The sequence below is a fragment of the Emticicia sp. CRIBPO genome (genome assembly GCF_009905725.1).
Classification (GTDB): Bacteria; Bacteroidota; Bacteroidia; order Cytophagales; family Spirosomataceae; genus Leadbetterella.
The window spans coordinates 273,026-295,397 of record NZ_JAAAKV010000006.1 but is presented as its reverse complement, the minus strand read 5'-3'; the positions used below and the strand labels follow the sequence as shown (position 1 = coordinate 295,397).

Annotated in this window: 18 protein-coding genes; 17 read left to right on the top strand and 1 reads right to left on the bottom strand. The window is 45.4% G+C overall.

Going from position 1 to position 22,372, the window contains the following annotated elements; translation table 11 throughout:
- Positions 1–23: 23 nt before the first annotated feature.
- The 7 genes from GVN16_RS14390 to GVN16_RS14360 all read left to right on the top strand — a co-directional run bounded on the left by GVN16_RS14390 (position 24) and on the right by GVN16_RS14360 (position 8,820).
- A complete protein-coding gene (locus GVN16_RS14390; protein ID WP_205748864.1) occupies positions 24–896 on the top strand; it encodes a sugar phosphate isomerase/epimerase in 873 nt (290 codons plus the stop codon).
- A gap of 9 nt (positions 897–905) precedes the next feature.
- Positions 906–3,791 carry a PVC-type heme-binding CxxCH protein gene (locus tag GVN16_RS14385; RefSeq protein WP_166564598.1) on the top strand — a complete coding sequence of 962 codons (2,886 nt, stop codon included), beginning with the start codon at positions 906–908 and terminating at the stop codon, positions 3,789–3,791.
- Positions 3,792–3,805: 14 nt separating this feature from the next.
- On the top strand, positions 3,806–4,744 hold the full coding sequence (locus GVN16_RS14380) for a sugar phosphate isomerase/epimerase (protein WP_166564597.1): 939 nt from the start codon (positions 3,806–3,808) through the stop codon (positions 4,742–4,744).
- A gap of 3 nt (positions 4,745–4,747) precedes the next feature.
- On the top strand, positions 4,748–6,130 hold the full coding sequence (locus GVN16_RS14375; RefSeq protein WP_166564596.1) for a Gfo/Idh/MocA family oxidoreductase: 1,383 nt from the start codon (positions 4,748–4,750) through the stop codon (positions 6,128–6,130).
- A complete protein-coding gene (gene deoC / locus GVN16_RS14370; protein ID WP_229244183.1) occupies positions 6,100–6,885 on the top strand; it encodes a deoxyribose-phosphate aldolase in 786 nt (261 codons plus the stop codon). The genes GVN16_RS14375 and deoC overlap by 31 nt, the downstream gene beginning before the upstream one ends.
- A gap of 104 nt (positions 6,886–6,989) precedes the next feature.
- Positions 6,990–7,772, top strand: a complete 783-nt coding sequence (locus GVN16_RS14365; protein WP_166564594.1) for a hypothetical protein — start codon at positions 6,990–6,992, stop codon at positions 7,770–7,772.
- 58 nt (positions 7,773–7,830) lie between these two features.
- The gene (locus GVN16_RS14360) at positions 7,831–8,820 is read left to right on the top strand and encodes a 2-hydroxyacid dehydrogenase (protein WP_166564593.1); all 990 of its coding nucleotides are present in this window, start codon (positions 7,831–7,833) and stop codon (positions 8,818–8,820) included.
- Between the two features lie 55 nt (positions 8,821–8,875).
- On the opposite strand, the gene GVN16_RS14355 is transcribed toward GVN16_RS14360, so the two are convergent.
- A complete protein-coding gene (locus GVN16_RS14355) occupies positions 8,876–9,391 on the bottom strand; it encodes a YdeI/OmpD-associated family protein (protein WP_166564592.1) in 516 nt (171 codons plus the stop codon).
- A gap of 188 nt (positions 9,392–9,579) precedes the next feature.
- On the opposite strand from GVN16_RS14355, the gene sppA reads away from it, so the two are divergent.
- The 10 genes from sppA to GVN16_RS14305 all read left to right on the top strand — a co-directional run bounded on the left by sppA (position 9,580) and on the right by GVN16_RS14305 (position 22,289).
- Complete coding sequence (sppA, locus tag GVN16_RS14350; protein WP_166564591.1) at positions 9,580–11,343, top strand: signal peptide peptidase SppA; 1,764 nt, start codon at positions 9,580–9,582, stop codon at positions 11,341–11,343.
- Positions 11,344–11,591: 248 nt separating this feature from the next.
- Positions 11,592–11,846, top strand: coding sequence for a hypothetical protein (locus GVN16_RS14345; RefSeq protein ID WP_166564590.1), 255 nt, complete (start codon positions 11,592–11,594; stop codon positions 11,844–11,846).
- Complete coding sequence (locus GVN16_RS14340) at positions 11,843–12,904, top strand: sensor histidine kinase (RefSeq protein WP_166564589.1); 1,062 nt, start codon at positions 11,843–11,845, stop codon at positions 12,902–12,904. The genes GVN16_RS14345 and GVN16_RS14340 overlap by 4 nt, the downstream gene beginning before the upstream one ends.
- Positions 12,904–13,599, top strand: coding sequence for a LytTR family DNA-binding domain-containing protein (locus GVN16_RS14335; protein ID WP_166564588.1), 696 nt, complete (start codon positions 12,904–12,906; stop codon positions 13,597–13,599). Before GVN16_RS14340 ends, GVN16_RS14335 begins: the two co-directional genes overlap by 1 nt.
- A 187-nt stretch (positions 13,600–13,786) precedes the next feature.
- A complete protein-coding gene (locus tag GVN16_RS14330; protein WP_166564587.1) occupies positions 13,787–14,125 on the top strand; it encodes a PadR family transcriptional regulator in 339 nt (112 codons plus the stop codon).
- 2 nt (positions 14,126–14,127) lie between these two features.
- A complete protein-coding gene (locus tag GVN16_RS14325) occupies positions 14,128–16,794 on the top strand; it encodes an ABC transporter permease (RefSeq protein ID WP_166564586.1) in 2,667 nt (888 codons plus the stop codon).
- Positions 16,795–16,796: 2 nt separating this feature from the next.
- On the top strand, positions 16,797–19,418 hold the full coding sequence (locus GVN16_RS14320; protein ID WP_205748863.1) for an ABC transporter permease: 2,622 nt from the start codon (positions 16,797–16,799) through the stop codon (positions 19,416–19,418).
- Positions 19,419–19,697: 279 nt separating this feature from the next.
- Positions 19,698–20,663: an alpha-E domain-containing protein gene (locus tag GVN16_RS14315; RefSeq protein WP_166564585.1), complete on the top strand. Its 966-nt coding sequence runs from the start codon at positions 19,698–19,700 to the stop codon at positions 20,661–20,663.
- Positions 20,664–20,712: 49 nt separating this feature from the next.
- Entirely contained in the window at positions 20,713–21,435 is a 723-nt protein-coding gene (locus tag GVN16_RS14310; RefSeq protein ID WP_166564584.1) for a peptidase, read from the top strand.
- A gap of 2 nt (positions 21,436–21,437) precedes the next feature.
- The gene (locus GVN16_RS14305) at positions 21,438–22,289 is read left to right on the top strand and encodes a transglutaminase family protein (protein WP_166564583.1); all 852 of its coding nucleotides are present in this window, start codon (positions 21,438–21,440) and stop codon (positions 22,287–22,289) included.
- The last annotated feature ends 83 nt before the right edge of the window (positions 22,290–22,372 follow it).

The following is a 22,372-nucleotide window of genomic DNA, read 5'->3' as shown; positions in this document are numbered from 1 at the left end:
GACATGATTAACAAGATATCTGAATGAAAAATCTGATTTCAAGAAGGGAGGCATTGCAAAGCTCTGCGTCTCTGCTGGCTTCTGCGATGGTTTTGCCATCTGTTTTCAAAGAGTTTAAATCCATGGGCATCGGTATCGGAGCCTGCGACTGGTCCATCGGGAAAAACTATGATGTGGGAGGGGTTGAGGTGGCCGCCAATCTCGGACTTGACGGTTTGCAGGTCAACATGGGATCGGCCGCGAACGACATGCATTTAAGAGACCCGAAAATCCAGAAACAATACCTGGATGCTTTCAAAAAATACAATATCAAATGTTCGGGATTAGGTCTCGGAGAACTGAACGGCGTGCCTTACAAATCTGATCCACGCACAGATAAATGGGTGGAAGATTCGATTGACGTAGCCAAAGTGCTCGGTGTTAAGGTGATTCTTCTGGCCTTTTTCTATAAAAATGACCTGAAAAATGACCCGGAAGGTACAAAAGCAGTTATTGAAAAATTTAAAAAGGTAATGCCGAAGGCCGAGGCAGCAGGCGTTACTTTCGGGATAGAATCCTGGTTGAATGAGGCTGAACACATGCATATTATCAATGAAGTGGGGTCGCCCAATCTCCGGGTATATTATGACGTGGCGAATTCTACCACCATGGGGTATCCGATTTATGATGAGATCAGGTCCTTGGGTAAGCAGAAGATGATCTGCGAAGTACACGCCAAAGAAAATGACTTTTTACTGGGACAAGGTAGGGTCGATTTCCAGGAAGTGAAAAAGTGCCTGAAGGAAATTAAATACAAAGGATGGATGCAGATTGAAGGGGCCATCCCCCCGGGCAAACCAATGTTTGAAAGTTATGTCGAAAATTTAAGATACCTAAGGTCTGTATTCCCTAAATAACCTTTAAAAATGAACAAAAAACTTCTGACAGGGCTGCTGTCTGCCGTCATTTTAATAACTATTTCTTTTAAGAGCATGGAGTCCGGGAGTAAATTCAGGACGACTGATTTACCGTTCTCATTTGCGGCGGATGATTCTTCAAAACTTTACTGTCCTGAAGACATGGAAATTACCCTTTGGGCTGAATCACCTATGTTTTATAACCCGACAAATATCGATATTGATGCCAGGGGCAGGGTTTGGGTGACGGAAGCGGTCAATTACCGGGATTTTAATAATAAACCCGACAAAAGACTCAACCACGAAAAAGGAGAGCGGGTGATGATTCTTGAGGATACCGATCAGGACGGCAAAGCGGATAAGTCGACGGTTTTTGTAGAAGACAAGGACATGAAGTCACCATTGGGCATTGCCGTGGTGGGCAACAAAGTATACGTTTCTGCCGCTCCGAATATTTACATTTATACAGATGAAGACGGAGACGACAAGGCGGATAAAAGAGAAGTATTTCTGACCGGTTTCGGCGGATTGGACCATGACCACTCGCTGCACTCCGGGGTGATGGCTCCTGACGGACAGTTCTTTTTCAACACCGGAAACGCGGGCCCGCACATCGTGACGGACAAAGCCGGCTGGACTCTGCGTTCCGGAAGTTCTTATGCCGGAGGAACGCCTTACAACCTCAAGAACCAGGGGAAACAAGTCTCTGACGATGGCAGGATCTGGGTAGGAGGCCTGGCCCTGGGGGTAGGAAAAGACGGAAAGGGATTGAAAGTGATGGGGCACAACTTCAGGAATTCCTATGAAGTAGCCATGGATTCATACGGAAACATGTGGCAGAATGACAATGACGACCAGGTGATTGCCTGTCGTACCAGCTACCTGATGGAAAACGGCAATGCCGGTTATTTTTCAGCAGACGGCACCAGGTTTTGGGTGGCCGACAGGCGTCCGGGACAGGATATTTTTACGGCCTCGTGGCACCAGGAAGATCCGGGTGTGATGCCAGCCGGGGACAACACCGGGGCCGGTTCGCCGACGGGCGTCCATTTTTATGAAGGAGATGCTTTCGGTCCGAAATACCGGGGTATGCTCATGAGTTCTGAAGCAGGCCGGAACGTGATATTCAATTATTTCCCGAAGAAAAACGGGGCGGGCTTTGACCTGAACCGCAATGACCTGGTGAGTTCACAGGGGCCGCAGTCCAGCGAAAAATATGACTGGTATGAAACCGGGCAGGACAAATCCAAATGGTTCAGGCCTTCGGATGTGTGTGCTTCTGTAGACGGGTCTATTTTTATTGCCGACTGGTACGATCCGATCGTAGGTGGTCACGCCATGCATGATAAGCTGGGCTATGGCCGTATTTACAGACTGACCCCGAAAGGCAAAAAACTGACTTTACCTAAAATAGATCTTTCTACCCCTGAAAATCAGGTGGAGGTATTGAAAAATCCTGCACAGAATGTCCGTTACCTGGGTTTTGAAGCCTTGCTGAAAGGTGGGGAATCATCGGTTCCTGCAGTAAAAAAACTACTGACTGCTGAAAACCCTTTTCACCGGGCGAGGGCCGTCTGGCTGTTGACCCAATTGGGTAATGCAGGTAAGGCAGAAGCTGAAAAACTACTGACCTCATCTGATGAGAACCTGCGACTGGTGGCATTCAGGGCTTTGAAAGGTCAGGAAAAAGACGTGACGAAGTTAGCCCGGAAAATGATGAACGACCCGTCTCCGGATATCCGCCGAGAGGTGGCGATTGCTTTGAGAGATGTTTCTTTTGATGCATCCAAAGACATCATAACTACCCTTATCAAACAATATGACGGAAGGGACCCATGGTACCTGGAAGCCCTCGGAACGGCTTCCGACAGGAAGGAAACGGAAGTGTATGAAATCATTAAAACAATGAAGTCAGACCTTTCGGAAGACCAGCAGATCAATTTATTGTGGAGACTGCACCCGAAATCAGCAATTGAAGAAATAAAGACAAGAGCAAATAACAGTAAGACTTCGGTTAAAAACAGGGCCAAATTGCTGACTGCCCTTGCTTTTATCCCTGAAAAACCGGCGGCTGTGGCGATGATAGCCTTGTCAAAATCAGCCTTAAAAGATGTGTCCGTACAAGCCTTATGGTGGGTCAATTTCAGAAAAACCAACGACTGGGCGGATCACATGAACTGGGAGGCCGTGGCCGGAGAAATCATGACCCCGCAAATGAAGAAAATGCTGGTGGCAAAAGATAAACTGAGGGATCCTAAAACACCGCTGACTGAGAAAATAGCGGTGGCTCAGCAAATGGCTAAAGACCCTGATGGGGGTGGTATTCTCTGTGACATGAGGGCAGCCTACCAGTTAAGCGACGATATCGCCAAAGAAGTAAGCGACATCATTTTTAAGAATCCGAGTCAGAGTGTCAGGATCATGGCCAGCCAGTTTTTTCCGAGAAATGGCTCTCCGCTTAAACTCGATTTTGTAGCCAGGATGAAAGGGGATGCAGAGAAAGGCAAGGTGATTTACGCTACCTATTGCACCACCTGCCACAGACATGGGGAAAACGGCAACGATGTGGGGCCGGACCTGACCAGCATCCACACCAAATTTGATAAACTCAGTCTGCTGGACGCTGTCATCAACCCTTCCGCGAACATTGTTTTCGGATTTGAGAGCTGGTCGGTGGTAACTAAAGCCGGTAAAAGCTACTTTGGGTTTATCATTGGTGATGATGGGAAAAATATCAGCCTGAAAGACCCTTCCGGGAAAATCCAGGTCATTAAAATAACCGACATCGGGAAGAAGGAAAAAATGAAGGATTCGCTGATGCCCGATCCTACGGCATTGGGGCTGAAAGAACAGGAGTTATCCGACTTAAGCACCTATTTATTGAGCTTTAAATAAATGACAACTTGATTATGAATGAAAAAAAAGAGCAGAATGACCGGCGGCATTTCCTGAAAAAACTTCCGGTGATTGCTTCACTTCCTTATCTCGCATTCCAGAAAAAACAGGAAGCAATGCCTGTTTCCTGCAACAGTTATAACTGGCTGACTTTCTACAGGAGGTCTGGTGGTGTCTGGGGCAAAAACCTGGACGAGGATTTTATGGAGTTTTCTAAAACCGGGATTAAGGCGTATGAGCCGGGTCTGAGCGGACTGGAAGAAGCCAGGCAACTGATACCGGTTTTGAAAAAATATGGTATTGCCATGCCTTCGGTGTATGTCAACAGTACGTTGCATCAGAAAGACAAGGCTGCGGAGTCCATCAGTGCAGTTTTGAAAATCGCGGATGAGCTGAAGTCTTTCGGCACAAAAATCATCGTGACCAACCCATCGCCCATTAAGTGGGGTAGCAATGATCTGAAAACGGATGCGGAACTGGAAACGCAGGCCAAAAGTATGGAGGAGCTGGGCAGACAGCTGAAACAACGCGGCATGACGCTCGCTTATCACACCCACGACATAGAATTGAAAGCCGGAGCCAGAGAATTTCACCATATATTGCTGAATACCAGTCCCGAATTTGTATCTTTCTGTTTTGATGTCCATTGGATTTACAGAGGATCTTCCAATTCCCAGGTGGCTGTTTTTGATGTGCTTAAATTGTACGGAAAGCGGGTAGTGGAACTCCACCTCAGACAGTCGAAAGGAGAAATCTGGTCAGAAACTTTTGGCGAAGGCGACATCGACTATGCCCGTCTGGCCATTGAACTGAAGAAACTGAACCTGAGGCCGCACCTGGTCATTGAACAGTGTATTGAAGACAAATCGCCCGATACAATGAATGTTGTGGAGGCCCATATCAGGGACCTGGAACAAGTAAAAAAAGTATTCAAACCTATATTACAACCTTAGAATATGAAAAATACAAGAAGAAACTTTTTAAAGCATGTAAGTGCCACCGGAGCAGGCCTGGCCCTGGGGGTTCAGGCCCAGGCCAATGCCGCAGAAGCAAAAATACTGGAATCGAAAATAAGGGTAAGTGCCGTTGATAAGGTGAGGATCGGTCTGATTGGCTGTGGAATCATCGGTCATTATGATACCGATACGGCCCTGAAAGTAGAAGGTGTAGAGCTCGTTGCGGTTTGTGATTTGTATACCGGCCGCCTGGAAAGGGCCAAAGAGAAATGGGGCAATGCCATATTTACGACCAGGGATTACCGCGAATTACTGGCCAAAAAAGACATTGATGCCGTTCTGATCTGTACGCCTGATCACTGGCACCAGAAGATTGCCATCGATGCCATGAATGCCGGCAAACACGTGTATTGTGAAAAGCCGATGGTGCAAAAAATCGAAGAAGGCTATGCCCTGATCGAAACCCAGAAAAGGACCAAGAAGGTATTCCAGGTGGGTAGCCAGCGGGCCAGTAGCGTAGCCATCCACGAAGCCAAAAAAGTACTGGACAGCGGAATCATCGGTGAACTGACTTATGTGGAGGCTTTTTGTGACAGGACAGATTCCAAAGGAGCCTGGCAGTATTCTATCCCTACGGATGCTTCGCCTCAGACCATTGATTTTGATGCTTTCCTCGGTAAGGCTCCCAAGGTACCGTTTGACGCCACCCGGTTTTTCAGATGGAGAAACTACAAAGACTATGGTACAGGTGTAGGTGGCGATTTGTTTGTGCATTTGCTGACAGGCCTTCATACCATGACCAATTCTATAGGCCCTGATAAAATATTCTCGCTGGGCGAGGTTAACTATTGGAAAGACGGACGCGATGCCTACGATATGCTGAATGCCCTGATGAGCTATCCTAAAACCAAAGACCATCCGGCGTTCCAGTTTTATACCCGCGTGAACCTGGCAGACGGCGAAGGTGCCGGCGGATTCGGTATCAAGCTGATCGGAACTGACGGGGTGATTGATATCGGATGGAATGAATTTAAAGTGAGGACGCTGAAGCGTAATTCTGCCCCGGGCTACGGTGGCTATGACTCATTTGACAGTTTCTCTGCCAAACAAAAAGAGGACTTCAAAAAATGGTATGATGATAAATACGGAAAAGCAGCCACAGGCGTTGAGATGGGTAAGGAAACGGCCTTTATGCCTCCAAAAGGCTATGACGACAGGCTTGACCACATGATTACCTTCTTTAATGGTATCCGGACGGGCAGCCCTATCCTGGAAGACGCGACCTTCGGTTTGAGAACCGCCGGGCCGTCGATAGCCTGTAATATCAGTGTTGAACAAAAGAAACAAATCGGATGGGATCCGGTCAAAATGAAAATTATCTGAAAAATATGTTTACCCTCAGGGAAGTTGCCAAAATGATTGACCACTCGCTTCTTCATCCGACGATGACGGATGAAGAGCTGGTGAAGGGCTGTGAAGTCGCCAAAGCTTATGATGTAGCTGCGGTTTGTATCAAACCTTATTTTGTAAAAGAAACGGTAGAATTGCTCAAAGATTCGGATGTGAAAGTCTGCAGCGTGATCGGATTTCCGCATGGGAACAGTACCATCCAGTCGAAAGTGTATGAAACCCGCCTGGCCTGTAAAGACGGGGCCAAAGAAATAGACATGGTGGTGAATGCCGGTAAAGTGCTGGGAGAAGACTGGTGGTATGTCAAAAAAGAGATCAATGCCATCAATAAGGAATGCCTGAAACACGGAGCTATTCTGAAGGTGATCTTTGAAAACGATTTTCTGCCTTTGAATAAATACAAAATAAAACTTTGTAAGATCTGTAATTCCGTAGGTGTGGCATTTATCAAAACCTCGACGGGTTATGGGTATGTAAAGCAACCGAACGGTGATTACAATTATAAAGGAGCAACCGAAGAAGATCTCATACTGATGCGAAAATATGCAGATCCTGCCGTCCAGATCAAAGCGGCCGGAGGGGTGCGTACCCTTGACGGTTTGCTAAGGGTAAAGGAACTGGGATGTACCCGGCTCGGGGCATCGGCCACCGTGGCCATTATGGAGGAAGCCAAAAAGCGGCTCGGACTGGAAAGTCAGAAGGTGGAAGCCGCTACTTCGGGATACTGATTTAAATAGTAAAAACTGAGCCTGGTCATAACCAATAAAAAGCTTGCTTTGGATGGTTACCTGACCGGGCTTTGCTTTATCTTTGCAGATATGAAAATCCTGAGGTGAAGAAACTTAAATTCGTATTTTTTCCTGTAATTGTCCTGGTATTGTCCTTTTTCTGGCTGTTTCCTCAGATTCCGGGACTTCTATGGGCTGAACAACACGGATATGCCAGATACGGGAAAGGCCTTTTTTCAGATTCAACGATTGCTCCCGGACAGCTCTTCAGATTAAACAGGTCTGTCGCTCGGGCTGAAACCAAAATAAAGGACTTTTGGGGTAGTCATGAGGGGAAAGGCATCATCATTTTCTGTCAGAAAGAGTCCGAATTTGCCGGATTATGCGGATCGGGCAAAGGGGCTGGTTGCAGCATCGGTACCCCCTGGCGGTCGTGGATTGTTCTGAACGCAGATGGTTTAAATGAGGATGTTATTGCCCATGAAATGTGTCATATAGAGCTGATGACCCGCCTGGGTTGGTGGAACGTTAAAACGGATATTCCGACCTGGCTTGATGAGGGCCTTGCCTTGCAGGTAGATGACCGCTTTGTCAGCGAAAAAGACAGCATTCAACGCTACATTGATTATAAAGCCGAACTTGAAATGTACAGCAATGGAAATCAGTGGGAAATACCCCTGACAGAACTGGAGACCAATAAGCAGTTTTTCGGAGATGAGTACAGAACCCGACTCGCCTATCTGACAGCGGCGACGGAAGTCTCGAAAATCCTGACAAAAACCTCTAAAAAAGAATTCTTACAAACCCTCGAAAGAGATCGTACCTTCGTGCCTCGAGGCAGTACCTTCGTGCCTGAAGGCACGAAGCCGCGTAAACCCATGCCTTGAGGCACAAAAAATACCGTAAATCCATGCCTCGAGGCATGGATCGACAAAAAATAAGACCATGAAAATAGCCTTCTTCAGCACCAAGTCTTACGACAAAACCTCTTTCGGCAACTTCGTTGAAGGAAGCGGGCACGAAATCACGTTTTTCGAACTTGCTCTCAGCGAGATAACCGCCCCGCTGGCCGGCGGCTTTGACGCCGTTTGTGTTTTTGTGAATGACAAACTGGACGAAAAAACCATCGGCATTATCGCAGAGCAGGGGGTAAAGGTCATTGCGTTACGTTGTGCCGGGTTTAATAATGTAGACCTGGAAGCGGCAAAGAAACATGAGCTAAAAGTAGTAAGAGTACCGGCTTATTCTCCTGAGGCTGTGGCAGAACATGCCCTGGCTTTGATGATGACGCTCAACCGCAAGACCCACAAGGCCTTCAACAGAATCAGAGAAAACAACTTTTCGATCGAAAATCTGACCGGGTTTAACCTGCATGGAAAGACTGTGGGGGTTATCGGCACCGGATTGATTGGCTCGGCTTTCATCAGGATCATGCGGGGCTTCGGGTGCAGCATCCTGGCATCTGATGTCAGAGAATCTGAAGAATTGAAAAGCTTAGGGGTGACTTATGTTCCCGTTTCGGAGTTGTTGAGTAAAAGCGATGTCATCTCACTTCATTGTCCTTTGCTTCCGGATACCCATCACCTGATCAACGCTGCTTCTTTAGACCAGATGAAAGACGGGGTTATGCTTATCAATACCAGCAGGGGAGGTTTGGTCAATACAGGAGATGCCATAGACGCCTTAAAAACCGGGAAACTCGGATACCTGGGGATTGATGTCTACGAACAGGAAGCAGGGATTTTCTTCAAGGACAGCTCTGAAACCATATTGCAGGATGATGTGATCGCCAGGCTGATGACTTTTCCGAATGTGCTGATAACAGGCCATCAGGGTTTCCTTACCCATGAGGCCCTTGAGCAGATTGCTAAAATTACCCTGCAAAATCTGAGCGATTTTGAGCGGGGTGTTGAATTAAAAAACAAGATTTTTTAATTGATGTAGGTCGGTGCCTCGAGGCACCGACCTACATCAATCTTGAGGCACGGATCTACGAAGGGTTATCCATTTTTTTGAAATGCCGGATCATTCCCCCATAATCTAAACCCATCGCTAATCCTTTGACAGCCATGCTGATACGCTTGGTTTTGGTCTCTATGGTTTTGGCTGATTCTATCCAGTTGCTGAAATATTTCTGATGGCTGCTCGAAAGGCTGTTGAACTTTTCAGAGGCAGCTTCGTCCAGTTCGAGACATTCTATCAGGTCCGGGGAGATGATGAATTCATCTGTATCTTCTTCAAGAGAGACCTCCACGCTTGCTCCTTCCTCCTTTCTGATGCCTTTTCGCATGGTGGCGTTAACAGGGATAATATAGGCCCCTTCACCCATGGGCAATACCGCCACCATCTTGATTTTATGATGATCAATGCTTCCTTTGACCCGGTAAGAAACCTTCACGCCGGGTTTGACCTGAGCAGCAATGTCAGCCGGAATTTCAATGAAAGTCCAGCCCGTTTTTTCGCCCATCTTCTCAAACCTCAGCAGCGTTGTCCGAAATGTTATCATAATATTTTCTTAGCTGAAAAATCAGAATATTGGATGTAAATCAATGTAGATACATTAATATTGTGAATCCCAAATGGATATTTTTCCGTTTAAAAGTATTAAATCTCCACTAATATATAAAAAATAATATTTTACTTCTTTAGTCATACTTTTGTTATCTGAATCTGATTAATAAATTATTTAGTATTATGCTTCAATTCCTTAAATATGTTTTGGCCACCATCATCGGGCTATTTTTGTTCATGGTACTTTCCTTTTTTATACTTGTGGGGATAGGTTCTGCTTTTTCGAGCGGAAGTGAAGCAACAACTGTTAAATCCAACTCGGTTTTAAAACTGGAACTTAACCGTATGATTGCCGAAACGGCTGCTGATGACGATCCCTTTACAGAGATTTTCGATAACCAGCCTTCGAAAGTAGGTTTGAATAAATTGAAAGAGGCTATTGCCAATGCCAAACTGGACGACAATATCAAGGGGATCATGATTGACCTTCAGTATCCTATGGCCGGTTTTGCCACCCTCGAAGAAATCAGAAATGCCCTGATAGACTTTAAGAAATCAGGTAAGTTTGTTTATACCTATGGTGAAGTGATGACAGAGCAGGCCATTTACCTCGCTTCGGTAGCCGACAGAAGCTTTTTGAATACTGCGGGTGGTCTGGAGTTTAACGGACTGAGTGCCGAGATATCCTTCATGAAAGGCTTGTTCGATAAAATCGGTGTGAAGCCCGTGATATTCAGGGTGGGAGAGTACAAGAGTGCCGTAGAGCCGTTTATCAGGACAGACATGAGTCCTGAAAACAAAGAGCAGATATCTTCTTATATCAACTCGATTGCGAACCATATCTATGGTAAAATTTCAGAATCAAGAGGCATTCCGAGAGCTGAGCTGGACGAAATCCTTAACAAAGGCCTGATCCAGACTCCCCAGGATGCTGTAAAATATAAACTGATCACGGATGTAGGTTATGTCGATGAATTTGAAGCTGCTGTGAAAAAGAAGCTTGGACAAAAAAGCGACGATAAGGTAGCTTATATTACCCTTGGTAAATACCTGAAAGCTCCGAAAAAAGTGAAAGAAGGCGACCGTGATAACAGGATTGCCGTGATCGTAGGAGACGGTGAGATCGTTTCGGGTGAAGGCAGCAGCGAAAGCATAGGATCGGATACCTTCCTGAAAGAAATTCAGAAAGCGAGAAAAGACAAGAAAGTGAAAGCAGTGGTGTTGAGGATCAACTCTCCGGGCGGAAGTGCCCTGGCCTCTGATATCATGTGGAGAGAAATTGAGCTCACCAAAAAAGTGAAACCGGTGATCGCTTCCATGGGTGACTATGCGGCCTCAGGTGGTTATTATATGGCTATGGGTTGTGATACCATCGTGGCACACCCGACCACAGTGACCGGATCGATCGGTATCTTCGGAATGCTGTTTAATGCACAGGAATTGCTGAACAATAAGCTTGGAATTACTTTTGACGGCGTAAAAACCCACCAGTTTGCTGATTCTCCTTCGCTTACCCGCGAAATGAGTGATGCTGAGAAAATGATGATCCAGAATTCAGTGAACAGGGGCTATGAAACTTTTACCTCGAAAGCTGCTCAGGGCAGAAAAATGAACATTGATAAACTGAAATCCCTGGCGGGTGGTCGTGTCTGGACCGGACAACAGGCTAAAGCCAATGGTTTGGTTGACGTATTAGGCGGACTGGATGACGCCATTGCCATTGCTGCCAAAAAAGTGAAGCTGAAGCAAGGCGAGTACCAGGTAAAATACTTCCCGACACCTAAGAGTGACCTGGAACAATTCATGGAGAAATTCGGTAAATCAGGCGAAGAAGAAAGATTAAAAGAATACCTGGGTGTGCTGGCACCTTATGCAAAAGAAGTTAAGAACCTGGGTAAAATGGAGAAGTTGCAAACCAAACTGCCTTATACCCTTGTCATTAAATAAGTTGACGCTATCGGGCGAATCCCAAAAAAGTGAAAATGTGTTATTGATAAAAACCTCTTCGTTATGAAGGGGTTTTTTCTTTTGAGGAGGGCTGCGTTGGTCAATGTTTTGTACCTTACTTCAGGAAATTCAAAAGATAAGAGATGCCCGAAAGGGGGTTTTGCAGATGAATATGGGGGATTGGCAGAATCCTTTTTATGCAGGGATACTTTTCAATCAATTTTGGTGCAAATCAAATCAATTGTATCATGAAAAAAACATTCGTCCTTTTACTCTTGCTTGTGCTGAACCAGGAATTCGGACAGGCCAACTCATCTGATAAAGATGCCGTCAGGGATCCGGCATTTTCTGAAGCGATTCAGCGGGCCGGACATTTTATAGATTCTCTGAGGCTCAGACAGGATATTCCCGGGGTTTCAATAGGTGTCGGTATGAGCGGCGTAAACATCAATTTACCCGAAATGGAAAAGATTGCCAACTTTTTTCTCCTGATAAAAAGATGAAAAAATCAACTGTATTTCTGTTACACCTGGGCTACTGGTTGCTTTACTGCCTCATGTTCAGCGTGATGTTTACTCTTTCCAGGTCTACGATTCAGTCCGCATTTGCTGATTGGGATGACGGTCTTTTCTTAGGTATTTTTGGGGTAATCAATGGCCTTTTCGGCTTCTATATCTTTTACCTGTGGCTGGTTCCGCGATATCTCAACCATCAGAAAGTGAAGGCCTTTATCAGCCTGGGGCTGGGTGTGAGCCTGGTTGTGGGAGCTTTTTGTGCCTGGCTCATGTTACTGACCACCGGTCTTGTCATCTGGTTTGTGCTGGATGCTAATAAATTCTTTGTAATGGACTGGGAGTCTCAGCTGATTTTTGCCGGAGTTTTCACGCTTTTGTCGATGATCAACGGGGCCATCGGAACAGTCATGAGAGGGTTTATTACCTGGTATGGAGATATTCACCTGAAAGAACTTGAAGCGAATAGGACATTGAAAACAGAGCTGGCTTTGATAAAAGCCCAGATCAATCCTCATTTCCTGTTTAATACCCTTAACAACATCGATGTGCTGATCGAACATGATGCTAAGAAAGCATCTCTTTATCTGAATAAATTATCTGACCTGCTTCGCTTTGTATTGTATGAAACGCAAAGCGACCTGATCCCGCTCAGCCTTGAGATTGATCACATTAAAAAGTATGTGGAACTTCAGAAACTAAGGACCACTAATGATAATTACATAACTTTACACATAAGCGGTGAAACAGAAGGCCTGAAGATACACCCTATGCTGATTATTCCTTTTATCGAAAACGCCTTTAAATTTGCTACCAATAAAAAGCTTAATGAGGCCATTGAAATTGAGCTGGCAATCAAAGGGAAACAGCTTTCTTTCAGGTGTAAAAACCTTTTTGATCCTGAAAAATCATCAAATGAAAGCCACGGCGGGCTGGGAAATCATCTGCTAAGGCAAAGGCTGGATTTTTTGTTTAAACAGAAATATACGCTGGAAACGCTGAGCCATAAAAACAGCTATACCGTAAACCTGACTTTACCATTGAAATAATGATGAAATGCCTGTTAGTGGAAGACGAGCCGCTGGCGATGCTGAGGCTTAAAGAGTATGTAGGGAGAGTGCCGTTTCTGAGCCTGGTACACGCCGTCGACAATGGTCTGGAAGCCATTGCTTTGCTTCAGCATGAGCCTGTAGACCTGATTTTCCTGGATGTTGAAATGGACGGTTTTTCAGGGCTTCAGCTGTTGGAAACCCTGACAAAACGCCCCGCGGTGATCTTAACCACGGCTTTTGATCAGTATGCTCTGAAAGCCTTTGATCTGCAGGTGACGGATTATCTTTTAAAGCCTTACACCTTTGAGCGGTTTATGCAGGCAGTCGTCCGGGCCAGGGAAGGATTTGCAGTTCCTGAGAAACCGGCTGACAAGGCATTTATTTTTGTAAAGACAGAATACCGGCTGCAAAAAGTAAACACTGAAGAGATCCTTTATATAGAAGGCATGCGGGACTATCGCCGGATACATCTTGAAAGCGGGAAAATCATGACCCTCGAAACCTTCGGGGAGCTGGAGCAGAAACTTGGGTCTTCGCTTTTTTGCAGGGTGCATAAATCTTTCCTGGTAAACCTCTCCAAAACCGAGTCGGTAGAACGCGACCGGATCAAAATCGGGGAGGTACTCATTCCCGTCTCTGATACTTACCGGGAGCATTTTTATCAGCTGATAGGACGTTCTGCAAAGTCCTGATGCACCCACTGAAAAGCCTTTCCTGAAGGAGAGGCTTTTTGGTTTTCTGCCTTGTCCGCCTGTGGACATATTTTGTCCGGAATTGTACATTATTTCCTGATGTTTTCGTTGTAAATATTTGATAGTCATAGTGTTATAATATTGGCATTTTATTTGTACGACAAAATAGAAACTAATAAGAAGGTTTATGAAACGCACGTATTTGGGAGAATTTGAAGAGATGGTTTTACTGATGGTAGCCATACTGGATCAGGAGGCCTACGGAGTAACGGTCAATCAGGCTCTTGAAGAGCATACCGGCCGGATAGTAGCCTTCGGGACCGTTCATAATACCCTCATCCGCCTTGAAGAAAAGGGTTTTGTGAATTCAAAACTGGGTGGTGCCACCGCTGAAAGAGGCGGGAGGCGGAAACGCCTTTTCCAGGTGACGGCTCTTGGAAGCCGCACCTTGCAGGAAATGCATGAGCTTCGCCAGGACCTCTGGCAAATGGTGCCTCCACACACGCTTCGACTGAGCAGATTATGAAAATGAACGATACCCGACCACCACGCTGGGCACAATGGTTGCTCCGTCAGCTTCATCCGGAAGACACCCTCGAAGAAGTGGAGGGTGACCTGGAAGAACTGTATGATTATTGGTTCCAACGTAATGGTAAAACACTGGCGGTGCTGCGTTACCTCTTCAGTGTAATATCGGTACTGCCGCCCTTTGTAAGAAAAAGAAAAAATGAAAAAGACTATTATACACCTTCAAACCTTCATCCTGATATGATAAGGAATTATTTTAAAATTGCCTGGAGAAACCTCCTGAAAAACAAAGGCTATGCCTCCATTAACATCCTGGGCTTGTCTATCGGCATGGCCGTTTGTCTTCTGATCATGCTCTTTGTACAGCATGAACTCAGTTTTGACCAGTATCATACCAACGCCGGCAAGATTTACCGGGCTAACATGGAGATTAAGTTTGGCAATAACCATATTGATCTGGTGGTAGTCAATCCGAATTTCGGGGAAACCGCCAAAAATGACATTGCTGCCGTCGAAGACTTTGTAAGGCTGAGGTGGTCTGACGGATTTTTGATTAAAAAGGGGAATGAGAACATCCGTGAAAACCGGATAGCTTTTGCTGACAACTCATTATTTTCAATTTTTTCATTCCCGTTTCTTGACGGAAATCCTCAAACGGCTCTTACTGAGCCCAATACCATCGTTATCAATGAATCTATTGCCCGCAAATATTTCAACTCTACGCAAGCAGTAGGCAAAACACTCATCATCAATGATACCCAGCACCGCCGTGTTTCCGGGGTGATTAAGGACATTCCCGAAAACACCCACTTCCAGTTCAGGATGTTTATTCCGATGTTTGAAGATGGAGGTTCGAAAGAAAAAATATGGGCGGGAAGCCAGAACTACAATACTTATATACTGGCCCGGGAAGGCGTAAGTGCCGCCCATCTGAATACAGAATTAAGCAGGATGCTGGATAAAAACCTGGATTCAAATCTTCAGAAGGTCTTGGGGAAGTCTTTGTCGCAGTTTAAAGCCCAGGGTGATTTCTTTCATGTTTCGCTGACGCCCCTAGCTGATATTCATTTGTATTCCAATAAAACCGGCGAGCTGGATGGCAACGGAAACCTTCAGTATGTGTATGTGTTTTCTGCCATAGCCCTGTTTATCCTGGTAATCGCCTGTATCAATTTCATGAACCTTGCCACCGCCCGCATGTCGGGAAGGGCCAAAGAGGTAGGTTTGCGTAAAAGCATGGGCTCGCTGCGGAGTAGTCTGATTATGCAGTTCCTGTCCGAATCAATGCTCACGACTGTTTTTTCGATGGTCCTGGCAGTAAGCCTGGCCCTGCTGGCATTGCCGGTATTCAATGAACTGACAGACAAACAAATCCAGGTGGCCTTTCTGGCACACCCTGCGGTAGTTATTGCTTTAATAACACTTACGTTCATTGTGGGGCTGTTGGCAGGGGCTTATCCGGCCTTTTATTTTTCCGGTTTTCAGCCTGTAAAAGTACTGAAAGGCACCCTGGAGAATTCATTCAAAAAATCCATGCTGCGAAACGGACTGGTGGTTTTTCAGTTTTCAGCCTCTATTGTGCTGATTGTCGGAACGATCGTGGTATATCAGCAGATGGATTATATCCGGGGGAAAGACATCGGTTACAGCCGGGAGCAAATGCTGGTCATTAATAATACAAATCAGCTCGGTGACCAGGTGCAGAGTTTTAAAAATCAGTTGCTGACCGTTCCCGGGGTTCGGAACGTAACGGTAACGGGTTTTCTGCCCACCAATTATTACCGGAATAATAATTCTTTCTTCCCGACCCAGGCCCTTGATACCAAAGATGCCGTTTCGATGCAAAAATGGGAGGTAGATGAAAACTACATCAATACCATGAACATGAAGATCGTTGCGGGCAGAAACTTTGACAAAACCATGGGCACCGACAGCAACGCCATGATCATCAATGAGGCAGCTGCTAAGTTTATGGGGCAAAAAAATGTGCTCAACAAAGTATTCTATAACATCAGAGACGAAGAAACAAAGACCCTCAACGGCTACAGGATAGTCGGCGTGGTGAAAGATTTTAATTTTTCCTCTCTGCGTGACGAGGTAAAGCCACTGGCCATGATCTATCGTAAAAACAACGCAGGTATCAGCGTCAGGCTGCAGAGCAGCGACCTTCCGGCATTGATCGGGCAGATAGGCGATAAGTGGAAACTCTTTTCTCCGGGGCTGCCATTTGAATACAGTTTTATGGATGACGATTTCAACACACTGTATAAAGGGGAAGAGAAAGTAGGCAATATTTTTACCGTTTTTACCCTCCTGGCTTTGTTTATCGGTTGTATGGGCCTTTTCGGCTTAGCCACCTTCATGGCCGAGCAACGCACCAAAGAAATAGGTATCCGCAAGGTTTTGGGAGCCAGCGTGATGGGGATAACGTCCCTGTTGTCTATCAACTTCGTGAAATTGGTCTTTGTGGCGATTCTGATTGCCTGTCCGCTGGCCTATTATTTTATGGATAAATGGCTGGCCGGGTTTGCCTACCGGATCCACATTGAGTGGTGGGTGTTTGTGGTAGCGGGTGCTCTAGCCCTGGTCATTACCATACTGACGGTAAGCTGGCAGGCCATTAAAGCCGCCCTGATGAATCCGGTAAGATCATTAAGAAGCGAATAGTAATGAATAAGCAATCATCCCCGCCCCGCTGGGCCCAGAAAATGCTGGCATGGTTTCATCCGGAAGACACCCTAGAAGAAGTGGAGGGTGACCTGGAAGAACTGTACGGTTACTGGTACCAGCGTCACGGTAAAACGCCGGCGGTGCTGCGTTACCTGTTCAGTGTGATATCGGTATTGCCGCCCTTTGTAAGAAAAAGAAAACATGAAAAAGACTATTATACACCTTCAAAATTCAGCCCGGATATGATACGTAATTATCTTAAAGTTGCCCTGAGAAACCTGATCCGGAACAAGACTTACTCAGCCCTTAATATAGGTGGTCTGGCTACCGGAATGGCCGTGGCCATGATGATCGGTTTATGGATATATGATGAGTTATCCTTCAATAAACACCATGAAAATTATGACCGTATAGCCAAGGTGATGCAGGGTGCCACGGTCAACGGCGATTTTGGTGCCGGGGAATACATGCCCTTGCCGCTGGCTACTATATTAAAAACAGATTTTGCGGCTGATTTCAGCCATGTGGTTCTTTCTTCATGGACACAGGAGCACATCATTGCCCACGGCGAAAAGAAATTTACAAAGAAAGGCAACTTCATGAGTCCTGATGCCCCGGAGATGTTTACTTTAAAAATGGTCAGAGGCAGCCGGGAGGGTCTGAAGGATGTATCGACTGTTTTATTGTCGGAATCTGTTTCGCAAACGCTGTTTGGTGAAGATGACCCCCTGGGCAAAATCGTGAAGATTGACAACAAGCTGAATGTTAAAGTCACCGGGGTTTATGAAGACCTGCCGTACAATTCGGATTTTCACGAGATGACTTTTATAGCCCCTTGGGATTTGTATCTTTTATCTGAGCCGTGGATCAAAAACAATGGCGGTTGGGAGAATAATTCCTGGCAGATACTGGCACAGATTTCACCTGCGTCTGATTTTGAGGCTGTTTCAAATAAAATCAGGGACCTGAGGCGGATCAATGTGCCGGAAACTGCCTACATGAAGCCTGTGATTTTCCTGCAGCCCATGAGCCGCTGGCACCTGTATGGTGAATGGGACAAATCCGGTAATCCGGAAGGTCGCATCCAGTACGTCTGGTTGTTCGGGATCATCGGGGTGTTCGTATTGCTGCTGGCCTGTATTAACTTTATGAACCTCTCAACGGCCCGCTCGGAGAAACGGGCCAAGGAAGTCGGTATCCGGAAAGCCGTAGGGTCATTCCGTTCCCAGCTGATCAGCCAGTTTTTCAGTGAGTCCCTGCTCATGGTGGCCATTGCGTTTGTATTGTCGCTTGTGCTGGTGCTGGCGATGCTCCCACTTTTTAATGAAGTAGCTGACAAGCAGCTGTCCTTCCCATGGAAAGAACCCCTTTTTTGGGCATCCGGCTTAAGTTTCAGTTTACTGACGGGTATTGTTTCAGGAAGTTACCCGGCCATTTACCTGTCTTCATTCCAGGCGGTCAAAGTACTCAAGGGAACATTCAGGGCCGGCCGGTTTGCTTCGGTTCCCCGCCAGGCCCTGGTGGTGATGCAGTTTACCGTTTCGGTGACACTCATTATAGGTACTCTTGTGGTCTTTCGTCAGATTCAACACGCCAAAAACAGACCTGTAGGATATGAGAGAAACGGATTGATCACCGTCGGTATGAATACACCGGAGTTGTTTGGCGTTTACAATCCCCTCAGGGGTGAACTCCTGAAAACCGGGGCTGTGGTGGAAATGTCCACTTCTTCTTCCCCTGCCACGCGTTTGGGCTCACAGCAGATAGGATTCGAATGGGAGGGCAAAGACCCTGCTTTCAAGGAACAGTTCGGAATTGTTGCGATCAGTCATGATTTTGGTAAAACAGTAGGATGGCAATTTCTGGAAGGCCGTGATTTTTCGAGGTCTTTCTCCACCGATTCCTCAGGAGTGGTGATCAACGAAACAGCCGTGAAATACATGGGACTGAAAGACCCAGTCGGAAAGATCATTAAATGGAACGGGAGACCTTTGAAGATATTGGGCGTAATCAGGGATATGGTCATGTCTTCACCGTTTAGTCCTGTATATCAGACAGTTTTTATAATCGATTATGGCTGGGCCGGAGTGATCAACCTCAGGCTCAATCCTGAGATGAGCAGCAGCGAGTCCCTGTCCAGGGTAGAAACTGTATTCCGGAAGTTTAACCCGGGTAGTCCCTTTGACTATAAATTTACAGACCAGCAGTATGCCCTGAAATTTGCGGCAGAGGAACGCATCGGTACACTGGCTTCTGTTTTTGCAGCACTGGCGGTCTTTATCTCGTGTCTCGGTTTATTTGGTCTGGCATCGTTTATGGCCGAGCAACGGACGAAGGAAATGGGTGTCCGTAAAGTGCTGGGAGCTTCTGTCTTTAACCTGTGGGCATTACTTTCAAAAGACTTTGTGATGCTGGTTATGATCGCCTTTATGATTGCCACGCCCGTGGCCTGGTATCTGCTGGACAACTGGCTTCAGAAATATGAATACCGTACCGGGATTTCCTGGTGGATTTTTATCTTATCCGGGGCAGGTACGCTCCTAATTACCTTGCTTACCGTAAGTTTTCAAAGCATCAAAGCCGCCCTGATGAACCCGGTAAAAAGTTTGCGTAGTGAATGAAAATAGTAATGGCTCTCAAGGTTTGATATTATAAAAGAGAAAAGTGTGAAATGTCAAAAAAACCCTTCCAATCTGAAGGGATTTTTTTGTTTATTTAAAAAAAGCTCTCATTTCAGGCTTAAATTTTATTCATTCGTAAGTATAATTTTGAATTTAATCAATAATGCCATGTGTTATTGTAATGTATCTGAAGATGCATTAAAATAATTAGTAAAAATCGGTTGGAATTGAAATACGGATTACTAAATTTGGAATTATTAATACTAAACCAAAGAAAATATGCTAAGCCGCGTAGCGAATTCGATATACTGGATGAACAGGTATATAGAGAGAGTGGAGAATTATGCACGCTTCATGAGCGTAAACATCAATTTATCCTATGATGTGCCTGGCTTATTTGCAGATAAGTGGGACTCTATCCTCACCTCGACGGGTGATTATGAAAGTTTTCGTATGTGCTATGACAGGGCCGACAAAGACAAGATTGTCGATTTCATGACCTTTGACCTGAGAAATCCCAACTCCATGTTCAGGAGCCTGGGTGAAGCCCGCGAAAATGCCAGGACCATCCGTGAAACCTTACCCAAAGAAGTGTGGGAGCATCTCAACAGCTTTTACCTTGAAGTGAAAACCTTCTCTGAAAAGAAAGACCGTGAGATCGATAACAGCAATGACTTTTACGAGTACATCAAGAAAGGTTGCCAGCTGTTTTTCGGAATGATGGACGCCACTTATACCCGGAATGAAGGCTACCAGTTTGCCAGTCTCGGTAAATTCCTTGAGCGTGCAGACAAGACCTCCAGGTTTCTCGATATCAGGTATTTTCAGTTCGACGCCGCTTCAGAGATCAAGACCCCTACGCCGCAGGAACTGCTGATATGGTCTGCCGTTTTAAAGTCGGTGAGTGCCCTGAATATGTACCGCCAGCAGTACAAAACCCTCAAGCCCCAGTTTATCATCGAACTGCTGATCAAGGACCGGGATTTTCCGAGGGCCATTTGCTATTGCATCAAGAAAGCAGAGTATGCTCTTTATCGTATATCAGGGTACCGTCCCCAGGACAGCTACTCCAATTCAGCTGAAAAAGAGATCAGTAAGCTTAAGTGTGACATAGATTTTACCGAAACATCAGACATCCTGTCAAAGGGCATTCATAAATATCTGGATGAATTTCAGACCAGAAATAACAGGATTGACCTGGAAATTTTTAAAACCTATTTTGAACTTGAAAGCACAAAACAATGAATTTATTAGTCGATATTTGTGCATAACTTTGTAAATTAATAATAAGAGAATGACATTTTGTTTAGGAGTAAAAGTGGCTCAGGGTTTGATCGGAATTGCAGACAGAAGAATAACCTCGGGTAATGAAGTATCAAGTAAAAAGAAGGTTTTTACGCATCAGATAAAAAACCATTCGATGTTTATCATGACTGCAGGACTCAGGTCTGTCCGTGACAAAGCCATCACTTATTTTCAGGAAGTTCTTGCGGAAGAAGATCATCGTTTTGATAAATTATATAAAGCCGTTAATTCATTCGGCAACCAGGTAAAGCGGGTGGCTCACGAAGACAAGCAGTCGCTGGTAGGTGCCGGACTGAACTTTGACCTTTCAGCCATCGTAGGCGGTCAGCTTGAAAACGACGAAGAGCATAAGTTGTTCCTTTTATATCCTGAAGGCAACTGGATCGAAGTAACACAAGGTTCGCCTTTTATCATCATCGGGAATTCCGGATACGGCAAGCCTATACTTTACAGGAACATTAAATATAGCTCTACTTTTGAAGAAGTACTTAAACTCGGGTTTCTGGCTTTTGACTCTACCCGGGTAAGTGCCAATGATGTTGATTTTCCGCTCGATATAGTATTGTATGAAAAGGACAGTTTTAACATGATAGAGCATACCTATGAAAAAACAGACCTGGAGCATATATCTTATCAGTGGAATGCCCTCTTGAACGCCTCTGTGCAAAAACTCCCTAATGATTGGATTGATCCGATCTTAAGAAAAAAATAATTATGGTTCTGGAAATTGAACATCAATTGGTTTACAGCTATTCTGAAAGTGTCAGCCTGACTCCTCATATACTCTATCTTACACCCAGGCCGACACCGTACCAGTCGATTGTTTCACATAAAATTGACATCGATCCGAAACCAAGCCTTTTAGTAAAGAATATTGACCAGGAAGGCAATATACAGCACATTTGTTTTGTCAACGAAGGGGTAGAGCGGATCAGCATCAAGGCTACCATGACAGTGGACACCCAATTGTTCAATTCCTTTGATTTTGTGTTTTATCCTTTTGAATCCAATAAGCTGCCCTTTGTTTATCCCGACAAAGCCAAGCCGTTTCAGGAAACCTATATCAATAATAAAAAGGTAGATGAAAGCGTAAAAAAACTGGGTATTGAAATAGCGGAAAAAGTAAATTTCAGTACGATGGATTTTTTGATCAACCTCTGCCAATACATTAACGAGAACTTTCGTTATGAGATGCGTGAAAGGGGAGTGGCCTACGATTCGAAGGTTACTTTAGAGTTGAAATCCGGTTCATGCCGTGACTTTTCCGTGCTGATGATGGATGTTTGCTCGAGCATGGGCATCATGGCCAGGTTTGTGAGTGGTTATTTTTTCGGAAGCGAATTGCACGAACATGAGCTGCACGCCTGGGTGGAAGTATTGCTGCCCGGCGGAGGCTGGAGGGGCTTTGACCCGACAGAAGGGAAAGTAGTCAATCATAATTACATAGCCCTGGCGTCATCCATAGAGGCAGAATGGATCAACCCGGTTCGGGGAAATTTCAGATCGAAAAATGTGGTAAAATCCGAATTATCCACCCATGTAGCGATCAACAGAGTGGATATCTGAAGCCGGCTCCGGAGAGGACTGCGGTATATATATTAACAAAAAATGATGTGACTTTTCCTTCATCATTTTTGCTTTAATTCTAA